The 22,712-nt window shown below is 41.0% G+C and carries 15 protein-coding genes; 11 read left to right on the top strand and 4 right to left on the bottom strand.

The window, feature by feature from the left end; translation table 11 throughout:
- Together TV75_RS16400 and TV75_RS16395 are read left to right on the top strand one after the other, a co-directional pair.
- Entirely contained in the window at positions 1–1,194 is a 1,194-nt protein-coding gene (locus TV75_RS16400; protein WP_044339886.1) for a signal peptidase I, read from the top strand.
- A gap of 36 nt (positions 1,195–1,230) precedes the next feature.
- Positions 1,231–2,304: a DUF5305 family protein gene (locus tag TV75_RS16395; protein ID WP_044339885.1), complete on the top strand. Its 1,074-nt coding sequence runs from the start codon at positions 1,231–1,233 to the stop codon at positions 2,302–2,304.
- A gap of 88 nt (positions 2,305–2,392) precedes the next feature.
- On the opposite strand, the gene TV75_RS16390 is transcribed toward TV75_RS16395, so the two are convergent.
- The 3 genes from TV75_RS16390 to TV75_RS16380 form a co-directional block, all read right to left on the bottom strand.
- A complete protein-coding gene (locus TV75_RS16390) occupies positions 2,393–3,103 on the bottom strand; it encodes a SipW-dependent-type signal peptide-containing protein (protein ID WP_044339884.1) in 711 nt (236 codons plus the stop codon).
- An 82-nt stretch (positions 3,104–3,185) separates the two neighbouring features.
- The gene (locus tag TV75_RS16385; protein WP_044339883.1) at positions 3,186–3,761 is read right to left on the bottom strand and encodes a TasA family protein; all 576 of its coding nucleotides are present in this window, start codon (positions 3,759–3,761) and stop codon (positions 3,186–3,188) included.
- A 242-nt stretch (positions 3,762–4,003) separates the two neighbouring features.
- Positions 4,004–4,690, bottom strand: coding sequence for a SipW-dependent-type signal peptide-containing protein (locus TV75_RS16380; protein WP_044339882.1), 687 nt, complete (start codon positions 4,688–4,690; stop codon positions 4,004–4,006).
- A gap of 1,049 nt (positions 4,691–5,739) precedes the next feature.
- Here TV75_RS16380 and TV75_RS21910 point away from each other — a divergent pair.
- The 9 genes from TV75_RS21910 to TV75_RS16335 all read left to right on the top strand — a co-directional run bounded on the left by TV75_RS21910 (position 5,740) and on the right by TV75_RS16335 (position 19,700).
- Entirely contained in the window at positions 5,740–5,865 is a 126-nt protein-coding gene (locus tag TV75_RS21910) for a DUF4408 domain-containing protein (RefSeq protein WP_172655792.1), read from the top strand.
- A gap of 24 nt (positions 5,866–5,889) precedes the next feature.
- On the top strand, positions 5,890–6,786 hold the full coding sequence (locus tag TV75_RS16375; RefSeq protein WP_044339881.1) for a DUF1672 family protein: 897 nt from the start codon (positions 5,890–5,892) through the stop codon (positions 6,784–6,786).
- Between the two features lie 16 nt (positions 6,787–6,802).
- Entirely contained in the window at positions 6,803–7,699 is an 897-nt protein-coding gene (locus tag TV75_RS16370; protein ID WP_044339880.1) for a DUF1672 family protein, read from the top strand.
- Positions 7,700–7,723: 24 nt separating this feature from the next.
- Positions 7,724–8,305 (top strand): DUF1672 family protein, encoded by a 582-nt coding sequence (locus tag TV75_RS21230; RefSeq protein ID WP_052504592.1) that lies wholly within the window; start codon positions 7,724–7,726, stop codon positions 8,303–8,305.
- Positions 8,306–8,647: 342 nt separating this feature from the next.
- Entirely contained in the window at positions 8,648–9,559 is a 912-nt protein-coding gene (locus tag TV75_RS16360; RefSeq protein WP_044339879.1) for a DUF1672 family protein, read from the top strand.
- A 114-nt stretch (positions 9,560–9,673) separates the two neighbouring features.
- Positions 9,674–9,895: a DUF1672 family protein gene (locus tag TV75_RS16355; RefSeq protein WP_156142487.1), complete on the top strand. Its 222-nt coding sequence runs from the start codon at positions 9,674–9,676 to the stop codon at positions 9,893–9,895.
- An 849-nt stretch (positions 9,896–10,744) separates the two neighbouring features.
- Positions 10,745–11,671 (top strand): DUF1672 family protein, encoded by a 927-nt coding sequence (locus tag TV75_RS16345; RefSeq protein ID WP_044339876.1) that lies wholly within the window; start codon positions 10,745–10,747, stop codon positions 11,669–11,671.
- Positions 11,672–11,703: 32 nt separating this feature from the next.
- Complete coding sequence (locus TV75_RS16340; protein ID WP_044339996.1) at positions 11,704–13,806, top strand: SA1320 family protein; 2,103 nt, start codon at positions 11,704–11,706, stop codon at positions 13,804–13,806.
- 314 nt (positions 13,807–14,120) lie between these two features.
- Positions 14,121–19,700, top strand: a complete 5,580-nt coding sequence (locus tag TV75_RS16335; protein WP_044339875.1) for a pullulanase — start codon at positions 14,121–14,123, stop codon at positions 19,698–19,700.
- 432 nt (positions 19,701–20,132) lie between these two features.
- Here TV75_RS16335 and TV75_RS16330 read toward each other — a convergent pair whose 3' ends face one another.
- Entirely contained in the window at positions 20,133–22,175 is a 2,043-nt protein-coding gene (locus tag TV75_RS16330) for a hypothetical protein (protein ID WP_044339874.1), read from the bottom strand.
- Positions 22,176–22,712: the final 537 nt, after the last annotated feature.

Raw genomic sequence — 22,712 nt, 5'->3', positions numbered from 1 at the left:
ATGAGAAGAAAAATACTCCACCTTCATTCATCCAGAAGGAGATTAATTATTCTGGCTGGATACCTGTTATTTATTTATATCTTTGGAAATTCATCTTTGCCATCTCAAACGATAGGTAGTAACCATGGCTTACTTGAAAAGGTCGTATTATATGGAGGGCTGGGACTTATTGTTTGGTGGTTCCCCCGAGAAAGGTTTAAAGGCAAGCGGCGTCTTACAGAACTCATTAACTGGTGGGCCTTTATATTTGCTTTGATCTACGTCTTTGTGTATTTCGGAGCGGGCGTTATTGACGGTTTTGGAAAGAGCCCGTTTGATCATTCGTTAAAAGGAATAGGAAAAAATCTCATACTCCTGAGTGTGATGATAATAGGGGTTGAATCAGCGCGAAGCTTCATTGTAAATAGCCGAGGAATAAAGGAAAATTATTTATTTTTCATTCTTCTATCAATAGGGCTGACTATATTTGAACTTCCTCTCAGTCAATTTACTAATCTATCAGGAATGGAGAACATCGTTCAGTTTTCTGCTCAAAGTTTTGCCCCAGAGTTTTCACGAAACTTGTTTGCCACTTATTTGGTATTTTTAGGGGGAGTGCTTCCTGCCATTATCTATCTAGGTGTGATTGAACTGATATATTGGATCTCTCCAATCCTTCCTAATTTAAAATGGATTACGGAAGGGTTGGTCGGTACCCTGATTCCTATCTTTAGTTTAATGTTCTTTCACAATATCTATATGAAAGAAGCTAGAGAAGCTAGAAGAAGAAACAGAGAAGAGAAGCCTCTCCGGCTTGTGATTACAGGTGTTATTTCAATAGGTGTTATTTGGTTCTCAGTAGGTATATTTCCAGTTTTCCCCTCTGTCATAGCCACAGGCAGCATGCAGCCCATAATCGATCCCGGTGATGTCATTCTGGTGAAAAAAGTTGATAGTAAGGATGTTCAAGTCGGTGAAGTGATTCAATTTGTGGAAGGAGACATTAAAATTTCTCATAGAGTGATAGACATTATTAAGAAGGAAGGAAAAACGCTATATGTCACAAAAGGAGATAATAACTCAGTGAAAGACAGCGAGCCGGTACATCCAGAAGAAATAAAAGGGAAAATCATCTACACAGTACCTAAGATAGGATGGCCGACATTGCTAATTAAAAGTGACGATAAAGTGGAAAATGAAAGAGTGGAATTCTGATAGTAACGTATTATTTAATAGAAATGGGGTTCATGAATGAAAGTTAAGCTAAATAAACATATCAGATTAACGGTTATAGCCTTATTATCCCTAGCTGGATGCTTCATGTTGTTTAAATCAGTCGAAGCGTTTCGTAGTCCGGCATTAGTGGAAGAGAACGTTCCTCTCTATTCATATGATCAACAAGCCAACATAAATTATAAGGTCAACTTAAAATCTAATCCCATCTATGAAGAAAAAACACTGGGGGAAAACCAAGTGTATATCGAGAATTTTGTCAACGATATAGATACCCAGTTCACTTATGCATTTTCTGGAGAAGAAAAAAGCGATATAAATGGTACGTATGAGATCATCGCAGTGGTGGAGGGCTCAGTAGAGGGAGGGGAAAAGAAAAGCCCTCTCTGGTCGCGACAGTATATCCTAAAGCCTAAAACCGAGTTTTCAACAAGTGATCAACAACTTTCAGTAAAAGAAAACATGACGATTGACCTTAACCAATACAAAAAATTTGCTGAACAGGTTCAGGAACAATCAAAGGTAAATGCCAATACAAGACTTAAAGTAATGTGGAGAGTAAATATGGAGGGGGAAAATGGCAAAATCAACTCTCAGCTATCTCCTGCCATGATCATTCCCCTGAATGAGCAATATTTTAAAGTGGGAGGAACACTTACACAAAATCAGCCTGGAACGGTTGAGGAAAGCAAGAAAGTTGCGAACCAAGTAAGAGCGAGTGACATTAAAAAGTTTGGAACGGGGGCTGGAATTTCTATAGTTTTCCTTGTACTCTTCGTTCTTTACACGAGAAGCCAAAAAGAAATAGATCCTATAAAGAAAGAATTAAAAGGAATATTTAAAAAGCACGGTAATCGTTTGGTCGCTCTAGATGAAGAAGCGACACCTGTCATAGGTAATATCAGTCATGTGAAAACCTTCGAAGATCTTGTAAGAATAGCTGATGAGATAGGGCAGCCCATCCTGTATATAAAATTCAATAAATCTTCATATCAGTTCTTTGTGAGTCACACAAATCATAAGAGTTTCATGTACAGGTTAGAGGAGACTGTCCAGGTGGATGTTGAGGATGGAGTCAGGAAGTTAGGATGATAAAAAATAGATAACATAAAAGACTCAGATTGCTGAGTCTTTTATTGTGCATTAAAAAGACAGGAGAATTCTCCTGTCTAAAATCATTTTATTGGTTATGCTGCTTCCATTTAATTTGAATATCGAATTTAGCTGTAGCATTTTCCAGATTGTCGTCATTATTAATAGAAGTCGGCATTCTAAATGCGATACAATTTCCATCTCCCTCAATCTGAGTTACATCGATTCCTTCTGCGGCATTATTTGCAACCCACTGATCATATAATTCTTCCGGCACATCAAACGATATAGATTCGCCTGGTTCCAAACGTACACCAGATAATTTCTCATTTAATTTACTTTGTAATTGGTCAAGAGAAAAATATCCAGTGGTCGTTCCCACACCTCTAATTCTATCTCCATTTTTATCATACTTTGCAAAAGAAAATTCCGCCTTCATTTTAGACTTTAAACCTTCTGTAGTTGAAGAATCAAAGTTTACAGTGGCTACATCAAATACAGCAGGGATAGAACCATTGTTTTTAATCTTTGTTTCATATCTTACATACGAACCTGGGTACATGTTACCGACAGTCACAGAAGTGATAGTAGGGTCATGGGTAATACTCTTCGTTAAGTATGCTTCATTCGTTTGTCCGAAGATTTTAGGATAACCACCTTCGTTAACAAACCCGACTTCAAACTCACCTGTCGAGACTGTGTTAGCAACAGTCACTTGATCTGTCCAATAAGCATATCCGGCTCCGGTTAACATCATTCCTGCTACTAGTGCACCTGCAATTAATTTGGTTCCTTTCATTGTGGACCACTCCTTTACATTCTTTATTGAGTAGATAAAATTCCCCTTCTGTTTTGTAGGACAGAAGGGAAAGAGTGTTTAATTATTCATTATGTTGTTTGAAGTTTACCGTAAGTACTTGGCTTAAGTCTGTGTCTTCAAGCTGGTCTCCAGTTAAGGTGTGATCAAGTTCGATTTTTAAGTTGACATTCATACCAGCAGCGTTTGGTTCTAAGCGAAGGTTTGCTCCAGCTGCGCTAGGAAAATGTCCTTCAAATGCGCTTAAAGTCATTCGAGGGACGTTATATGAACCGACTGTACCCGAAACGAAGATTTTACTTTTATCAAGAGTGTCACTTTCATCAGTATTATCAACCGAAACACCGCTGACAACAGCCGGTATAGATCCTGAATTCTGAATAGTAGTCTTCAAATTGAAGGAAGCGCCAGGATATAAATTTTCCACTCTATAAGAAACGGCTTTATCAGCTTGGTTAACTACAGAAGCTGTTACATATTCACTTACATCACTTACATCTGAACCGCTTAATGAAACATCTAACTCCCCAGTAGATACCGTGTTACTGATCGCTACTGAATCCGTCCAATACGCATACCCTGCTCCTGTTAACATCATTCCTGCTACTAAAGCACTTGCTACAAATTTAGTACCTTTCATTAATGAAACAACTCCCTTAAATTTGATTGGTTTTCCTTGCTACAAGACTAAGTTTATCTTTCTTGATCTTTCACTTCGCCATGCTATAGAGTAGTTTTAACTACTACGTAATAGCTAAATGCTAGTTGGTAATAAAGAAGGAGGAGTATGGTACTTTTGTATTATGTTTAGTGAATTGTAAAGGTTTAGCCCCAATGAAAAAAAACAGGGAATTTAATCTTCCCTGCCTTGAAAAAACAAAATTATTGATCGTTGTGTTGTTTCCAGTTAAGATCGATATCAAACTCAGCAGTTTGCAGCTCAGCATCGTCACCAGCGTTATGATTCAAGTAGAAGATGATGCAATTTTGTTCTTCTGGGTTATAAGCTGGGATTGCAGCAGCCACTTCATCTTTGTATTCTTCTGGGATGTCAAACAAGATGTAATCGCCCGGTTCAAGTCTAACACTGTCAAGCATATCGTTAAGGTCACTTTCCAAACTTCCTAGAGTACCAATGAAATAGTCTCCACCTTTCAAATTATTATTTTTATCAAGATGAATATACCCACCTGCAGCGAGCAAATTTGTGTCTAAAATTGCGCTGGATTGTGTGGAAGTTATATCTACATTGTCCAACACAGCTGGAATCGAACCTTTGTTTTCAACTTTTGCTGCAAACAAACTCATTGCTCCTGGATACATATTTTTGATCTCTACAGAAGTAGTTTTAGCACCGTGTGTGATTTTAGAATCTACATATCTATTTTCTCCTGCTGTATCGATATCAATTATTCCTGGGAAAATGAATTCCTCATCAAATTCCACCTTCATCTCACCAGTTGAAACTGTGTTACTAATAGCTACCTGATCTGTCCAATAAGCATATCCAGCCCCTGTTAGCATCATTCCGGCCACTAATGCACCTGCAATAAACTTAGTACTTTTCATTAAAACCTCTCCCCTTATAAATATTTTATTTACATATTAAATATAGTTGGAAGAAGCTAATGATTCGCCATTCGGTAGAGGTAAAACAACTACTACTATTGAGTAATTTTTCTTTATACTTTGTAGTGATATACGATATATCTAGACTTACTGGTCCTCATTACAATCATTAATCATCTTTTCATACTGGCTTAACATTTCAATGATGTCCCTATCTCTTCTTAGACTTAATTTCAATATGAGGTGACGATGCAGGGAATAGAAATGACAACATTCTGGGTACATCAGATTACATACTGATATGTGTAAAAGTGGACGAAATCTATATAGATGCTTCGTTTGAGGAGAAGCCAGGGACGGACACCTCTTGCTTCCCTTTAAAGAGCTTATTTAAAATATGCAGCCATAATTACGGTTGCTTTAGTAGGGGAGATTTACACTCGAAAAAGGCTATCGTCCCGCAGATGAAGCCACTCAAAATGAACTTCAGTTCAAAGGATTGTTTCTGTACTTCCGGATACCGTGTAAGGAAAAAAGCTGATTATGTCATGTAATCAGCTTTTTTCTATTTTCTTGCCTCTTGGAATTGACCATGGGGAAGGTAGATACCGGGAAGAACTACTGGAATAATGAATTTCAGAACGCCATCTTTCATTTTTAATAAATCATGGCGCCCTCGCTTAGAATCACCTCACTATTCATAACATTCCTGCAATTGATACTTCTTCTTTACTACATTCTTCCAGTTAAAATCCCTTTTTTGCAACAATAACTTGGCACTAAAACTGTTAATATTTTACACTATCTCTTAAAATAATAACTACAAAGCTATTCAGCGGGAGGCACATAGATATGAACAACTAAGGAACATGGATCAATTGTTTTTCTATCATTTTTTTGCTACTCGGAGGATGAAGGAAAAGAGGAAGATCGACATGTAGTGTCCAGGATAATAAAGGCCAAGGCTACATCCTTTCCAATTTAGAAAGATGATAAAATAACAGAATCCAATCGCGAGGGAGTTTTAAAAGCAGTCAAAGATTTTTTCATTGAAAAATAAAAAAGCCGTCATTGTTCACAACATTGGAAAGAATCCGATTGAGCAACTCTCTTTGTTGAATCCACGGGTACTGTTCGTTTTAACAAATGCAATCATCTCCATTGATTTAGGATAGGAAAAAGTAAAGGAATGATGAAGATTGAAAAAGAAAACGATTATCACATATGCTACCATGCTTATGCTAGTAAGCGGTTGTGTTGAAAAAGAAGAAGCTCCTAAAGTGAACCCGAACACCCAATATGAACGGGTTCAGGACTATATAGGAGAAGGTTACTTCCTGAATCAGGGATCTGAAAACGATAAAATCGCTGATGCTAATAAAGAGAAGATTGAAAAGGAAGTAAAGGCGTTCTTTCTGGAGGAGTATAAGACAGAGGTGAAGGTCCATAATCTCGTAGGGAATGTGGATGGAGCCACTGTGTATGTTGAATCTGAAGGACCGCTCCACTTTTACACATATGCGGTGATTCCGTTCGATGGAGAGAAAGTGAGTACGAATCGCGTTTTTTCACAGGAAGGGCAGGTGGAGAGTGGAATTGCGGATGGATTATACAGGATCATTTTTGATGAAGAGTTTGATCGTCTTGATGAGTATCTTGATAAGATCGTTGCCGAAGAGGAGGTTGTTGGTCGTACGGTTGAATCTCTTGAGAACGTTGGTGGGGCTGGTTATATGACCCCCTATTATTTCATCGGGTCGTCCACCATTGATGATGAAGCGATCCTGCCTGCGTATGAGTTGTACTTGAGTAACCCGCAAGCATCGGTAAAACAGTTGCGGGAAGCATTCAATGAAGAAAAATTCAGCGCAGACAATCTTAGAGTTTCCATCATGCTGTTTATGGAAGAGAAAGACGCTGAACCCAGCGAGGAATTATTTAATAGAATCACGGGAGATATCGAGAGGATGGACGGAATTCCTAAAGGGACCTATAGTGTGTTCATTAATGACAATCGAGTACATAAAGAATCGTTTGAGGGTGTAAAAGACAATTCTCTAGAGCGGGCGTATCCAAATGAGATTGTCAGAGATTAGAAGGGAGGATGTAAGAATGATCGGGAAAAAGAGATGGGCTGCATACGGCATGGGGACTTCAATGCTCCTTGGAGGATGTACGGGTCCAGACAATACACCTCAGCTCCAGGTCCAAGATCAATATGAACGCGCGCAGGATTACAAAGGAGAAGGCTACTCACTGAACAACGGTGAAGAAAACGACAAGCTCGCTGAAGCCCATCGTGAAGAAGTCGAACAAGCGGTGAAAACTTTTTTCATTGAAAACTATAAGACAGAGGTGAAGGTCCATAATCTGGTAGGGAATGTGGATGGGGTGACGGTATTTGTCGAGTCGACAGGGCCGGTTCATTTTTACTCTTTTGCCATTGTACCTATCGACCAGGGAACGGGGGAAGTAGTACCTGAAAGAGTATGGTCTCGGGACGATGTGGTTGAGGAAGGCATCCGGGAAGGTTTATATAGGATTCTATTTGACGAAGAATTTAAAAGGTTGGAACATTATCTTGAGAAAGTCGCCTCTGAAGGTGAGGTAGTCGGGAGAACGGTTGAATCCCTTCAAAATGTTGGCGGTTCGGGATATATGACCCCCCATTATACAATTACCTCGTTCCATGGGGATGAGGCAATCAAGCCAGTGTATGATCTATATATGAATAATCCGGATTCCAGAAAAGAAGAATTAATAAGGGCTTTCGATGAGAAATCGGTTGACAAGGAATATATTAATATAAACATCATGTTATTTATGGAGGACAAGAATGCCACGCCAAGTGAAAAAGTACTAAAAAGAGTGGAACGGGACTTAACAGAAATGGAGGGGATCCCCCATGCTCTGTATACAGTCCTGATCAATGATAACCGGGTACATAAAGAATCTTTTGAAGGATATAAAGATAATTCATTGAAAACAGAGCTGACACCGAAGCGCTAATAAGCAAAACCTAAGGAGGATTTCATGAGAAACCAATCTAAATCCCTTATCTATTTGGCAGGAGTCTCGCTGGTTCTTGCCGGCTGCTTAGCATTGGTGAGAAGGATGACAACAAACCATATAAAGGTACCTTTGTCAGTGTTCAGGTCAGGAGTACAAAGGAAAAGGTTACGTTTTACGCGGCGGGAAGAAGTGATAGGAGCCGTCAAGAATTTTTTCATGGAAACCTATAAAACGGATGTCAAGGTCCATAACATAGTCGGAAATGTGGATGCTGCGACAATATTTGTCGAGTCGACATGGCCTGTTCGTTTCTATACGACCGCCATCATACCCATTGATTTAAGTGAAGAAGAGATCATGGTGAATCAAGTTTTCACCATGGACGGTGAAGTCGAGAGCGTCATTCGTGGTGGATTGTACCATTTAATGTTTGAGGTGGAATTTAATGAACTGGATCGATATCTTGATAGAGTGGTAGCAGAAAATAAAGTTGTGGGGAAGACGATAGAGTCAATCGAAAACGTTGGAGGTACGGGCTATATGCCCCCCCCATTATTTCCTTACCACTTCTTCACCGGACAAAGCCATCCTGCCTGTTTATGATGCATATATGAAAAGTCCCGATACCCCGGTTAGTGAACTCAAAGAACAATTTGTTCGAGAGGAGTTCTCAGTTGAATATTTAAAAATTAATCTTATGCTATTGGAAGAGATGTACGTCGAACCTGATGATCGGTTGTTCCATCAAATCGCTGAAGATCTAAAAGGTAGACCATGCTCCATAAAGGCAGTTACAGTTTGATCATTAATGACAATCTCATAAATGAGAAAGTAGATGATGGGTATAAAGATAATTCACTTGATGTAGGGTTTCCTGACTATATCATTGTTCAGTGATGAGGAAAAAAATATTTAAAGGCAATGTAAAAGGAGGTGTAGGGGTGCATGGAAACTAAGAATAAATGGATTATATGCGGAATGGCGTTTTCATTGTTGCTTGGAGGATGTATGAATAAGGGTGATAATAATGGCTCTTCTACAAAAATAGAAAAACATTTAGTAAGTGTACAGAATTATAAGGGAGAGGGGTACACCCTTCATGATGGTGGTGAGATGGATAAAATTGCCGAAGCTAATAGGAAAGAGGTAGAGAGTACAGTTAAGGAATTCTTTAAAGAAAAGTACAAAACCGAAGTTAAAGTTCATAATATCGTTGGAAATGAAGATGGAGCAACGGTTTTCGTAGAGTCTATTGGACGGGTTCATTATTATACTTATGCAATAGTCCCCATTGATATAGGTGAAAAAAAGATTTTAGGTGAGAAGGTCTTTTCAGAAGAAGGTCAAGTAGAGGATGGAATCAAGGGTGGATTATACCGTCTTATTTTTGATGAACAGTTTAAAAAGTTAAACAGCTATTTTGAAAGTTTGGTTTCAGAAGGTGAAGTAGTAGGTAAAACAGTGGAATCATTGCAGAATGTTGGAGGCACAGGTTATATGACACCTTATTACTTTATCTCAACATTCATTGAGGATGAATCTATTAAACCTGTATATGATTTGTTTGTAAGTAATCCTCATGCGGACATAGATGAACTGAAAAACGCATATGAAGAGAGTTCGTTTTCTGCAGACGACCTTTTGATTAATGTGCGTCTATTTATGAAAGATAAAGACGCTCCTCCGAGTGAAGAGATTTTTCAACATGTGGTAAATGACTTAGAAAGCATGGATGGCATACCAAAAGGATATTATAGTTTATTCCTTAATGACAACAAGGTATATAGGGATAGTTTTACTGGAGAAAAGGATAATTCATTAAGTCGTGGGCATGGGAACTATATTGTTAACAACTAAAGTGAGAGGGAGATAGGATCAAACACCTTATTCATAGGGGATGAGGCACTTATGATTATAAAAAATAAAAGGATCATATACAGAACCGCACTTTTATTGTTCCTTGGTGGATGTATGAATGGGACTAAGGAAAAAGAAAATAATGAAAAGCAGTTGAAGAATCAATTTGTAAGTGTCCAGGAGTATATTGGAGAAGGAGACACCCTTCAAAATGGTGAAGAAACAGACAAGATTGCTGAAGAGAATCGAGAAGAAGTAAAGAAAGCAGTGAAAGATTTTTTCTTGAAAGAATATAAGACAGATGTAAAGGAACACGTATACAGTTGTTCCAATTGATCAATCAAATGAAAAAATTTTGTCAGACAGTGTGTTTTTCTCAAGAAGGACAGGCGGGGAGTACCATAACAGAGGGCTTGTACAGGAAGATATTCAAAGTCGAGTTTGATCGTTTGAATGAGTATTGAAAGAAAATTGCAAACGAAGAACCTGTTACCGGAAGAACGATTTAGTCCCTTCAAAAGGTCCTAGGTTCAGGCTATATGACCCCATATTATTCCTTGTCTTCATCCGTTGTAAATAATGAAGCGATAAAACCAGTTTATGATCTATATATGAAAGATCCTCAGGTTAGTACAGAAAAATTAAGGGCTGCTTACAATGAACAAGCCTTTGATCCGACTACGTTTGAAGTAGTTTATAAATTTATTTATGAAAGGTAAAGGTGCTGATCCGGATGAAGAAATATTTAAAAAAGTAGTAAGCGATATAGGATAGCATGGATGATGTACCAAAGGGAACTTATAGTATCTTCATCAACGACAATACCGTCCATAAACAGTCGTTTGAAGGGGTGAAAGAAAATTCCCTCGAAAAGACTACTCCGGATGAGATTGTTAAGGAATAGGAGTTATAAAGAAAATAGATTATTTTTCGGTATATTTTTTAGTTATCTTTTAAATAAATGGGGTAATTATACAAATATATGAGTCTTAAGATATAAGTTGGATATGCAAAATGAATAGGACGAAAGAAACGTAAAAAAGAAGTCTGCTTCCCTACTTTTATCCTCTTTTACTCGATTGCTCTAAGTATTACCCGATTGAACTGTTAATACTTTACAGACTTTTATACAATATAAAGGTAATTCTTTAAATGAACCCATCCAATTAGGAGGATCAGACATTCATGAACAGAAAAAATAAGTGGATTATATATGGAATCGGACTTTCATTATTACTTGGAGGATGTATGGATATGGATAATGCAAATGGTAATGGTGTGGATGAAAAGGAAAGTGCACAAAATGAAGTGGCAGCTCAGTATGAAAGAGTGCAAGATTATAAAGGTGAAGGGTACACATTAAATAATGGTGAAGAAAACGATAAAATTGCTGAAGCTAAAAGAGAAGAAGTAGAAAAAGCGGTGAAGGAGTTTTTCTTAGAAGAATATAAGACTGAGGTAAAAGTTCATAATCTAGTGGGAAATGTAGATGGAGTGACGGTATTTGTAGAGTCGACAGGACGTGTACATTTTTATTCTTATGCCATTGTTCCAATAGACCAGGGAACGGAAGAAATCGTGACTGGTGGAGTTAGAACACAAGAAGGTGAAGTTGAGAGAGGTATCCGTGAAGGGTTATACAAATTAATATTCGAGGATGAATTTAAGAATCTGGATACTTATCTTGAAAAGGTGGTATCAGAAGAAGAGGTTGTAGGAAGAACAATTGAATCTCTTCAAAATGTTGGTGGTTCTGGTAACATGACACCTTATTACTTTATGTCATCTTTAAATACAGACGAAGCAATTAAGCCTGTCTATGAGTTGTATATGAAAGATCATGAAGCAAACATCGATACATTAAAACAAGCGTATAATCCAAAATTGTTCAACGCGGACAATTTAAGAATAAACATCATGCTGTTTATGGAAAAAGAGAACGTACCACCTAGCGAAAAGGTAATGAAACGTGTTGCGAAAGATATAGAGGAACTGAGTGCTTTACCCCAAGGAACATATAGAGTTGCAGTAAATGATAATGGAGTTCACAAGGAATCGTTTGAAGGGTTTAAAGATAATTCAATTGAACAAGAAATTATTCGTAAGGAATAGGTGGTTTGAATATGTCTAAAGTACGCAAACCAATGATAGAGGCTGCCAATGTAGCAACTGTTAATAATGTGGAGATTGATAAAGATTTAGTTGAATTAGCTGGGTTGGTAGCTTATCAAAAACCAGCGAGGCATAAAATTGTGGAGGTTAACGGACACTCATATGAGGTTATTGATACCTTGTATGGAGATCAAACCGGTCTGGATGCACTCACCGTTGAAAACGTCAAGTCAAAAGAAATTTCGGTCATTTACGTCGGTACGGATGCAGGGGCTGCAAACGGTAACCAAGACTTACTGACGGATGCCCAACTTTTGAGTGATTTGACACTCCCCCAACTGGAGGCAGCGGAAAGTTATCTCGCAAAAGTAGATAAGGAAAGTAAAAATAAAGGCGGAGTGAAATACGCCACGGGAAACTCTCTTGGTGGTCCATTAGCAACCTACGCCGTCAGAAATCGCCCAGATATTAAAGCGGTTACCCTAAACCCGGCACTTCTTCCAAAAGGGGTGATCGATCCTAACAAAAACTACGACAACATCACCAACTACTTCACCAACTATGACGTCTTAACCGGAACCTTGATTGCCCTGAATCTCGATTCCCGCATCCCTGGAAAGAGATACGATATTTCGACAGGTATACCGGTGATCGGCGAGAAGTTCAGTATCCTGACAAACAATCATACGGGGTATACCAATGGTGGGAAATACGTAATTGGTCTAGATGGGGAACCTGGTTACGGTGAAATCCATGTTGAAGCTGATGCCCACATCATGACAAGCATCTGGACGGGGGAACCCCTTTATGGCGGTCACTCGGACAGGATCGAAATCAATCGTGAGAATCTGAACCTGTTGGCCGAGGCCCTGTCAGGGGATGTCGCCACAAGGTTGGGGTATGCAGAGGACTACTTGAGCCATTCACAGGAAATCGCCCAGCATGAAGGAGACCGGTACTCCGAGAGGTTGAGCCGTCTTCAGATGATCTTTGAGGACTCTTTCGAAAATTTGATCGGGAATCCTTTATTCATAGGCATCACGACGACGGGACATCGTCTGACCTCGGAAATCGACCATCTTATTTCTCTTTTGAATATGGCTGAAAACGCCAGTAAATCCCTTAACGGTGTTTTGAATTCCCCGCCCGTCGAACTCGTGGAGCACTTATTCAACCGAAGCGTCAGTGTCGAAAGCATTTTCGGCCAGGCCCGGAATCAGCTGCTTGAATTCAAACAGGAGATTACCAGTCTGACAGGATTCCTTCAGAACATCCTTCATAAAGAAATCCCTGAGCTGTTTAGCGGGGGGAAGGAAACCCTGGAGGACCTCCTTGTGAACGAGATGCTTTCACACTATGAGATTATTAGAGCCAATAGTGTGAAAATGAATAGTCACATAGCAGAATTTCAGAGTCAGGTCGAAAAGCTGGGGGAGAACTTTGGAGCCCGTGATTCCTCTTTGAGTGCAAGCATTTCGGGAGGGGCTTCGGTTCAACATGAAGTAGTGATGCCGAAGAAAAACGAATACGTGCTGGAAACGTCTAGTCACATGCTCATCGGAATGAAGGTGAAAGAGATTTATCTCGATGGATCCTTTGAAGCTTTCAAGGGAATTTCCCACCGCTTTCTATTGCCGTTATTGGGCGGTTTGACGGGTCTTGCTTTTGCCATCGAAAGCACATTGGAGGTCATTTCCGCTCAAATCAAGGGTGCTATGAATATTGCCCTCAGTGGAACGGTTCCTGGAAAGCTTATCAGCATGTTCTCGGACTTTGATGACAAAATCCGTTCGTACGTTTCTTCCGCACTGGAGCCGATTGATGAGCTGGCTGCCACCATTGAAGGACTCCGGGACGGATTAACCAGATTGACAATCGGATTTCCCGCGTTACTGGACAGCTTCAGACCTTATATCGACTCGGCGATTTTCGATCTGACGAGCTATTCCAATATCCATATTTACAATGTATCCGCCATGGCCATCCATGAAGAAATGGAAATGCTCTTTGATGACATCGTCCACCAGCTCAGTCAACATAAAGGAAATTCGATTCAGGCATTGTGTGAAATTTCACAACGTGTGAAAGACAATATGATCCAACTTCGTCAACAAGTGGATCGTGTGACATTGTAGGAACAGGTCATCCGCTTGTTCCTATTTTTTGGTTCTTTTGCAATCGGTAGATGAGAAACGTATTGGGTCACGATAAAGCAGCCACTATGTTTACGCTAATAATAGGAATAAAATCCCCCTTTTGTCATATAGCCACTCCTTTGAATTTATTGTAAAATAAAAAAAGACAGAATATTGCAAGCGTTTGCACTAGTTCAAAATAACTACACCGATATCGATCTCACATTTTTTTAACCTTTTGTGCAAACGTTTCCACAATCATCACGAGCACTATTATTATTCTATTAATCCAATTTAAGAGGGGGAAAGCGTGAATGAGAAAAATGACAAAGCGTCGATTCTCAATTTTTATGACTTTGATGATGCTGCTAAGTCTGTGGTCACCATTTGCACCGGCAGCATCTGCAGTGGCGGATGGCAATGCCACGGTTGAATCAGCAGAGTCAAGTGATCGCACAGTACGCTTCACGTATGATCGTGAAGACCAAACATATGACGGGTGGAATATATGGGCCTGGAACACAGGAGTAATGAATGATCAAATCAACTTTGACTCCTATGAAAACGGGGTGGCGGTAGCGAACATTGCCGTTGCACCTGAAACAGAGCAATTCGGCTTTGTTCTTCGCAGTACGGAGGATTGGAATACGGCGGAGAAGGAGTTTGGCGATCGTTTTATTCCAGTGAACAAAAACGACACTATCACCAAGGCGTACATAACAAGCGGCGTCGAGGAAATCCGCATTGTGCCTGATGGATCGGCCCCGGTCATCGATCAAGGAAATGCGACGTTCTATTATCGTGATAAAGAATTGTTCGCAAATAATGCGATGGATACGATTGAAAAAGTAGAGTTGAAGTACAACGGGGAAACGAGAGAAATGACGTATGAACCTGAGGATGAAAGGTTCTCTCTATCATACGAGAACATTCCGAATGGAAAAAACCCGTACTCATTCTTGGTTACAAAAAATGGTGTAACGACAGAAGTAAGTGACCCTTACAATTCAGTGGACGGGGAATCGTTCCTTGATTTCCAAAAAGCTGATCTGACGGTTACGGGTTCAGTTTCACCAACTGCTGTAGATTATAATGAAAACGCTGTCTTATCGGTTGCTATCGACGGACTGACAGAGGATGTGAAAATCCATAAGATCACAGCGGATGTTTCTTCATTAGGCGGGTCGGAGAAACTTGAAATCGATCCTTCATTAAAAGAAGTGACTTTAGCAGTCGATGACGATATAACAGCGGGAACAAAATCGATTCCTCTGACCGTAGTAGATTCATACGGGAACTATTATGAAGGAACGACGGAAATCGAAGTAAAAGCAAGACAGTCTGTCGGCGATTCGGATCTCGATTGGGATGAATCCATCATTTATTTTATGCTGACAGATCGATTCTTCAATGGGGATACGTCGAATGATGATCCTTACAATTTGAATTATGATCAAAGCAAACGCGGTACGTACCAAGGTGGAGATTTTAAAGGGATCACGGAGAAACTTGATTACCTTGATAATCTTGGCGTAAATACGATCTGGATCAGTCCGGTTGTGGAAAACATCAAGTATGATGTCCGTCAAGGGGAAGAGGACCAGCCATACTTCGCATACCACGGTTACTGGGCCAGCAACTTCGGCGAGCTGAATCCTCACTTCGGCTCCATGGAAGACTTCCATACCTTAATCGATGAGGCACATGACCGGGGCATTAAAATCATGGTTGATGTGGTCTTGAATCATACAGGGTATGGGTTAAAAGAAATCGATGGTGACTTGGCTGAAGATCAGCGTCCTGCAGGTTACCCATCTGATGCAGAACGAGACAAGTACAGTAATATCGTTCGTCAAGGCAACGTAGGTACTGATGAAGTGGTCGGTGAATTAGCGGGACTTCCAGACATCATCACGGAAAATCCAGAAGTTCGCCAGCAAATCATCGATTGGCAAACGGATTGGATTGAAAAAGCAACAACGGCAAAAGGGAATACGATCGACTATTTCCGCGTTGACACTGTAAAGCACGTGGAAGATACGACGTGGATGGCCTTTAAAAACGCCATCACGGAAAAAATGCCTCAGCACAAGATGATTGGTGAAGCTTGGGGAGCAAGTGCCGACAATCAGCAGGGATACCTTGATACCGGAATGATGGACTCCCTTCTGGACTTCGGCTTCAAAGATATTGCAAAAGATTTTGTGAACGGCAACCTGAAAGCAGCCAATGATAAACTGACGGCTCGAAACGGGAAAATTGATAATACGGCAACCCTTGGACAATTTTTAGGGAGTCATGATGAAGACGGATTCCTGTATTCGTTAGGCGGAGATGAAGGAAAGCTGAAAGTGGCCGCTTCTCTTCAGGCAACGTCGAAGGGACAGCCGGTCATTTATTACGGTGAAGAACTCGGGCAAAGCGGGGCGAACAATTATCCGGAATATGATAACCGCTATGATTTTGCTTGGGATGATGTAAAAGGTAATGACGTGTTAGAGCACTATACGAAGATTTTAAACTTTAGAGGGGCACATTCCGATGTGTTTGCTAAAGGGGAGAGAAAGACGGTCGGTGGTTCGAATAGCGATCAGTTCCTGGTATTCTCCCGTGACTATAAAGAAGACTCCGTATACGTTGGGTTGAACGTGGCAGACGAAGCGAAAGAGATTACATTGACAGTGGATTCTCCGGATGCAGTCGTGACGAATACATATTCCGGTGAGACATTCAATGCTGACGGAGGAAATGAAATCAGGTTGACACTTCCTTCTAAAGCAGACGGTGGTACAGCGTTGTTGACTGCCCAAGGCGGGAAGATTACAGGCGCTGAAGCAGGATCAGGTTCAGGGGGAGAAGATCCTGAAGTAGAGCCGGTTCCGGAAAACAACATCCGCATCCACTACAACCGTAGCGACGGAAACTACGAAAACTTTGGTGCATGGTTATGGAATGATGTAGCGTCACCATCTGCCGGATGGCCGACAGGAGCAACCATGTTTGAGAAAACCGACAGCTACGGCGCATACATTGACGTCCCTCTTGCTGAAGGAGCGAAGAATATCGGCTTCCTTGTCATGGATGTAACCAAAGGGGATGCCGGTAAAGATGGTGGAGACAAAGGATTTACGATCCCTTCTCCTGAGGTAAACGAGATTTGGATCCAACAAGGTTCGGATAAGGTGTATACGTATGAGCCGGTTGATCTGCCGGAGAACACGGTGCGTATCCATTATGAGCGTGAAGACGGGAATTATGAGAACTTCGGTGTCTGGAATTGGGGAGATGTTGAAGCTCCTTCAGACAACTGGCCGACAGGTGCGGCTGATTTAGCGGGTAAAGACCGTTATGGTGCGTTTGTAGACATCCCGCTAAAAGAAAATGCGAAAGAAATTGGCTTCATTGTGCTGGATGAGTCGAAAGGCGATGCCGGTAAGGATGGAGGCAACAAAACGTTCAATCTATTAGATAAATATAATCATCTATGGGTGAAACAGGGTGACGATACCGTCTACATTTCCCCACACGGCGACGTGGCAACAGGACTGATTTCGTCTGAGGTCATTTCTGACGATACGATCCGTCTGAATTTCACGATGACAGATGGTCTGACGGAAGAAGCATTAGTGTCCGGTCTGGCCATCAAAGACAGTGCCGGATCCGATGTGACAGTGGAAAGTGCTGAAATCACCGGAGACAAAACAGTGGAAGTGAAAGCTGATTTTGACCTGGAAAAACTTCCGCTTTCCATCACCTATTCTGGCAGAACCGTTAAAGCGGCGGCTGGCTGGAGACTGATCGATAACAAGTATGCCTACGATGGTGACGATCTTGGTGCCACATACAATAAAGGTAACGCAACCTTAAAATTATGGGCGCCGAAAGCAAGCAAGGTAGTCGCGAACTTCTTTGACAAAAAAGATGCCGCAAAACCAATCGGCAGTGTGGAGCTTACGCTTGGTGAACAAGGGGTCTGGTCAACGGAAGTAAAAGCGAAAGACTTAAAGGTAAAGGATCTGAAAGGCTACTACTATCAATACGAAGTAACTAATGATGGCGTAACGAAAAAAGTATTGGATCCTTACGCGAAATCAATGGCTGCTTTTACCGTGAATACTGAGGGAGAAGCAGGACCTGACGGCGATAACGTAGGGAAGGCAGCAATCGTCGATTTAAAAGGAACCGATCCTAAGAAATTCACCAATGCTTCCATCGATGGTTATGAAAAAAGGGAAGATGCCGTCATTTACGAGGTACACGTCCGTGACTTCACGTCCGATCCTTCGATTGAGAAAGATTTGAAGAAGGAAAGATGGGGTACGTATGACGCCTTCATTAAAAAGCTTGATTATATTAAGTCAATGGGTGTGACACACGTTCAACTGCTACCGATCATGGCCTGGTACTACGGTGATGAAACGAATATGGGCGAACGTGAGCTTGAGTATTCAGCGGGTGGCAATGAATACAATTGGGGCTACGACCCACACAGCTATTTCTCCCCGGATGGTGCGTATTCACAGGATGCCACCGATCCGCAATTACGAATTGAAGAAACGAAACGTTTGATCGACGCGATTCATGATAAGGGTATGGGTGTCGTGCTTGACGTCGTCTACACGCATATGGCGAAAACAAGTACACTGAACGACATCGTGCCAAACTACTATGCATTCCAAGATGACAAAGGAAACTTCCTTGGAGGCTTCGGTAACAACCTGGCAACCAACCATACAATGGCTGAAAAGCTGATGGTCGACTCAGTGAAATACTGGTTCGATGAATACAAGATCGATGGCATGCGGTTCGATATGATGGGTGACGCAACCTACCCATCCATCCAAAAAGCCTATGACGCCGCGGCTGAAATCAACCCGGATGCCCTGTTTATCGGTGAAGGCTGGAGAACATTTGCCGGTCACTTATCGGATCCTTCCTTAGAAGGAATGGGTGCCGATCAGGATTGGATGGACAAAACCGATGACGTAGGAGTCTTCTCCGACGAAATCCGTAACGAACTGAAATCCGGATTCGGTTCAGAAGGGGAGCCGCGATTCCTGACAGGCGGCGCTCGCGACATCAACACCATTTTTAACAACATCAAAGGGCAGCCTGGCAACACAGCAGACGACGATCCGGGCGACATGGTCCAATATATCGCGGCCCATGACAACCTGCCGTTATACGATGTCATTGCCCAATCAATCAAAAAGGACCCGGCCATTCCGGAAAACAACCTGGAGATCCACAAGCGTATCCGCGTTGGTAACTCCATGATCCTGACATCGCAGGGAACAGCCTTCATCCATGCAGGACAGGAATACGGCAGAACCAAGCAATGGCTTGGTGAAGGCGTACCGGAACAGAAATATCATGAGTTGGAAGACGAAGAGGGCAACCCATTCGGTTACTTCATCCACGACTCATACGATTCATCCGACGCCATCAACAAGTTCGACTGGGAAAAAGCAACGAATAAGAAGAAATATGAAGTGAATACAACGACGAGAGAATATACAGAAGGTTTGATCAAGCTAAGAAGATCGACCAATGCCTTCCGCTTGGGTGAGAAAGAGCTCGTAGATCAGAATGTATCGCTGCTAGACTTGCCTGAAATCCAGGATACAGACTTGATGCTGGCTTACAAGAATGCATCTACGGATGGTACGGGCGAGTACTACGTATTCGTCAATGCGGATAGTGAAGCGCGTACCCTATCGGTGGGTGGCTATGACTTCTCTAAAGGCAAGGTTATCGTGGATAACGACGAAGCGGGAACTAAGCCGGTTTCTAAGAAGTCTGGATTTACACTGACGAAAGATACTTTGACTTTGGATCCTTTGACTACTGTTGTGATTAAGGTGGATGAGAAGGGGAAGAAAAAGAAGCAATAGTATTATAGAACTGGATAAAAACAAAAAACCTCAACCCTGAGAAAAAGGGTTGAGGTTTTGTTTAGGATTAATTAAAAAAGTGGTAGAGTGGTTTCAGAAAAAGAAGTCAACTGGTTACTGTTAAACAATCGTTTGATTAATTGTTGAGTTCTTCTAACTCCTTGCAAAAAATAAACTTATTAAACGTTTGTTTAATATTGAAGATACCTTAGCTACCGAAGAGAAAATCGGCACGATACATATTAGAATATTTTAACTATTGAAGTTCTTTTATAAAGATTCTCTGAACTGTAGGGAGGAGGCGAGAGTTAGAACAGCAAAAACTCTTATTCGGATAAATGGCTACTTACATCTCCTCTATTTTTGAATCGATAGAAAGCCATAAAGAAGTATATGACTTAGTCCGTCCGGTCAAGGGGAGAGGCGAATGTTTTAAGTGATGAGCCTTGACAACGGACCAGTCCCTCCGCACCTGAACAAACCGATATTATTATTAGTTTCAATAATGGAAGAATCGCTTATATTTTGATAACGAATGCTTTCCTTCCATACATAGTCAGAAAGAACCCTGCTTTCCTGTTCCTCCTGAAATAAATCAAACTGATGATCACAGTAGCGGAAGATCGTCCGGTCAGTCCTTTTTCTGGCATTCAAGCCAATGATGAATTTTATGATGGCGCCCCAAATTCCTGTATAGCTCATATTCTTGATTGGACTGCTTGTAAACTGATGAATCGTAAGGGTTCGACCATCGCGAAAGGAAACATCAGATGTAACGGACGAAGCCGAATGCACATCTCCCGATAAGATGATGCAGTCACTCGGGCTCCAAGCCGATACTTGATGGAGGAAGTCGCTAAAGCCTTTCCCATTGTACTTCCATGCTTCTAAGTCGAAATTGCTTTGCACAGGTAAACCAAACATCCTCAGTGGAAGCATGTAGTCATGTAAAAAGTTTTCAATTAATCCGATCCCGTAAAGAGGGGCGGGGGATACAAGGATTAAGGGTTCACCCTGATTCCAACCAGTCGCGTTCAGTTTAGTGGAAAGCCTATTCCATCCCTCCTGACTAAGAAGGTTTGGGCTATACCTTTCCTCATCTATCCGTTTACAAACTTTCACAGGCTTTGGTTTATTTACATAACCGCGTTGGGTTCTTGTATCAAGAAATACGGCCTTTGGCGCAGTCGGGGCGGTAAAATGCCAAGAGTCATAGTTCCACAGAGCCTGTACCCAGTTAGAGTGAGAGAGTGAACCAGGTTGAAAAGAATCGAAATAGGTTTGCATGGTTTGACCAAAATGGGTAAACGTAGCCGGCTCATTGCCCCAGCCTTGAAAAAGCCAATAGGATGCCAAGCCGTTGCTAATCACATGTCTCCCTAAAGGAGCGTTCCAAACGTTCGTCTTCCAATCCTGTGTCAGGTTCCAATCATCCGTTATATCGTGGTCATCAAACATCATATAGGTCGGTGTATTGGCCAGTACTCTTCTGACAGCATACAAAGCTTCCTCCAGGTTAGCGAGTTCCTTTTCCTGCTTTTGGTAGCGGTCTTGAAGCTGCCCATATTCCGTTTCATGCTCTTTGCTTTGACAATCTTTAAAGGCAAAATAGACTTCATTCTTATGCGCAGCTTCTTGAAAGGTCTCGAACATCCCTTCCTTATGTGCGAGTTCCCATAATGAGGGACTCCAAGACAACATATACATGGCTGCATAGTCACTGAAGTCTAGCAGATGATTTGCAGCTTTTCTGGAAGTGAATTTGCAAAAATGTTCCGTAATATATTGCCTGCCATTGATCTGTTGAAGTCCCTGTCTGAAAGGTTCTTCTTTTAAGCGGGGATCGACGGCACATAGGTCTTCCTCTTGTCCCACCAGTTCTTTGCCGAACCTTGTTATGATCTTAAATAGGGGATCTGCCACATCATCAGCATATATTTGATCTCCCATTAAAAATAGAGAGGAGGGTCTATCAGTATTCATAAAGGACGACGCAATGATATTATCTGCTTCTGACAACACATCTGCTCCAACCCCGTGGAGCTTTCGACATGAACCGTATAGAATATTCGATGGATTTCCTTCGTTGATATAAAAGGTAGGGTAAGCGAGATTTTCGTAGACAATCGAGTGTGGATGAGTAGGGGAAAGTAAGTCAAAGCTGCCAAGGTCAAGTGTTTCAATACTATTATCAAACAATAAATTGTATCCCAATAACTTATTTATAGGAAAAGATCCGGCTTGTGGAAAAACGTTTATCAAACTTATATATAAGTTCTTTCCGGCTTGTACCGTTTTCGTTTCAGTTTCACAGGCTATGCTCATATAGTGAAAATTTTGAGATTCTTTATCCTGTTTTATCTTAAATAACTCTGCTTTCATATCATATGGTTTACTCAATGCAATCCAAATAAAAGCTTTTGCAGGTTCTACCCGACGAACAATCGGCCCGCACAAAATCGTTGGAAGCTCCATGAATCCATCACCCCATTCATAATCTACTACTATCGTATTCAAGTCCTAAAGGTAGTGTGTAAACAAGCTTAAACCTGAAAAGAGGTCCGTCCCTCATCGCTTTAATGTGATGAGGGACGGACCTCTTGTGAAATTGTTGGGTAGGTTCAAAGTTTTGGGTTCTAAAATCAGAAGTGATTCTAATTAATGGGGGAAGGAGGGCAGAGGATGTTTTTATCTTAGCTGCTAATAGTTTATACTTGGCGATGTAGTGATATTTTACTGCATTCTTAAATATGTAAAGAGCAATAGTAGTCCATAGTATTTTGTGAATTAGAATAACAAAACTATTTTGGATGGATTATTGAATTTACTATTGATATAAACTTTAAAACTGTGGTATATTCTTTTTCGGCTTACAAAATTGCTTTGGTAAGTAAGTTAAAAAAGTTTTCATTTTTAGTTATTTAGAAGTTGACTTCTGCGAAATCAGATGATATAGTAATACTTGTCCTTAAGCGGGACGTTAAGAAAATATGGCCCATTGGTCAAGCGGTT

It is taken from the genome of Rossellomorea aquimaris (assembly GCF_000935355.1).
GTDB lineage: Bacteria > Bacillota > Bacilli > Bacillales > Bacillaceae_B > Rossellomorea > Rossellomorea aquimaris_B.
Note: the sequence above shows the minus strand (reverse complement) of the source record. Positions and strands in the feature narration are given on the sequence as shown.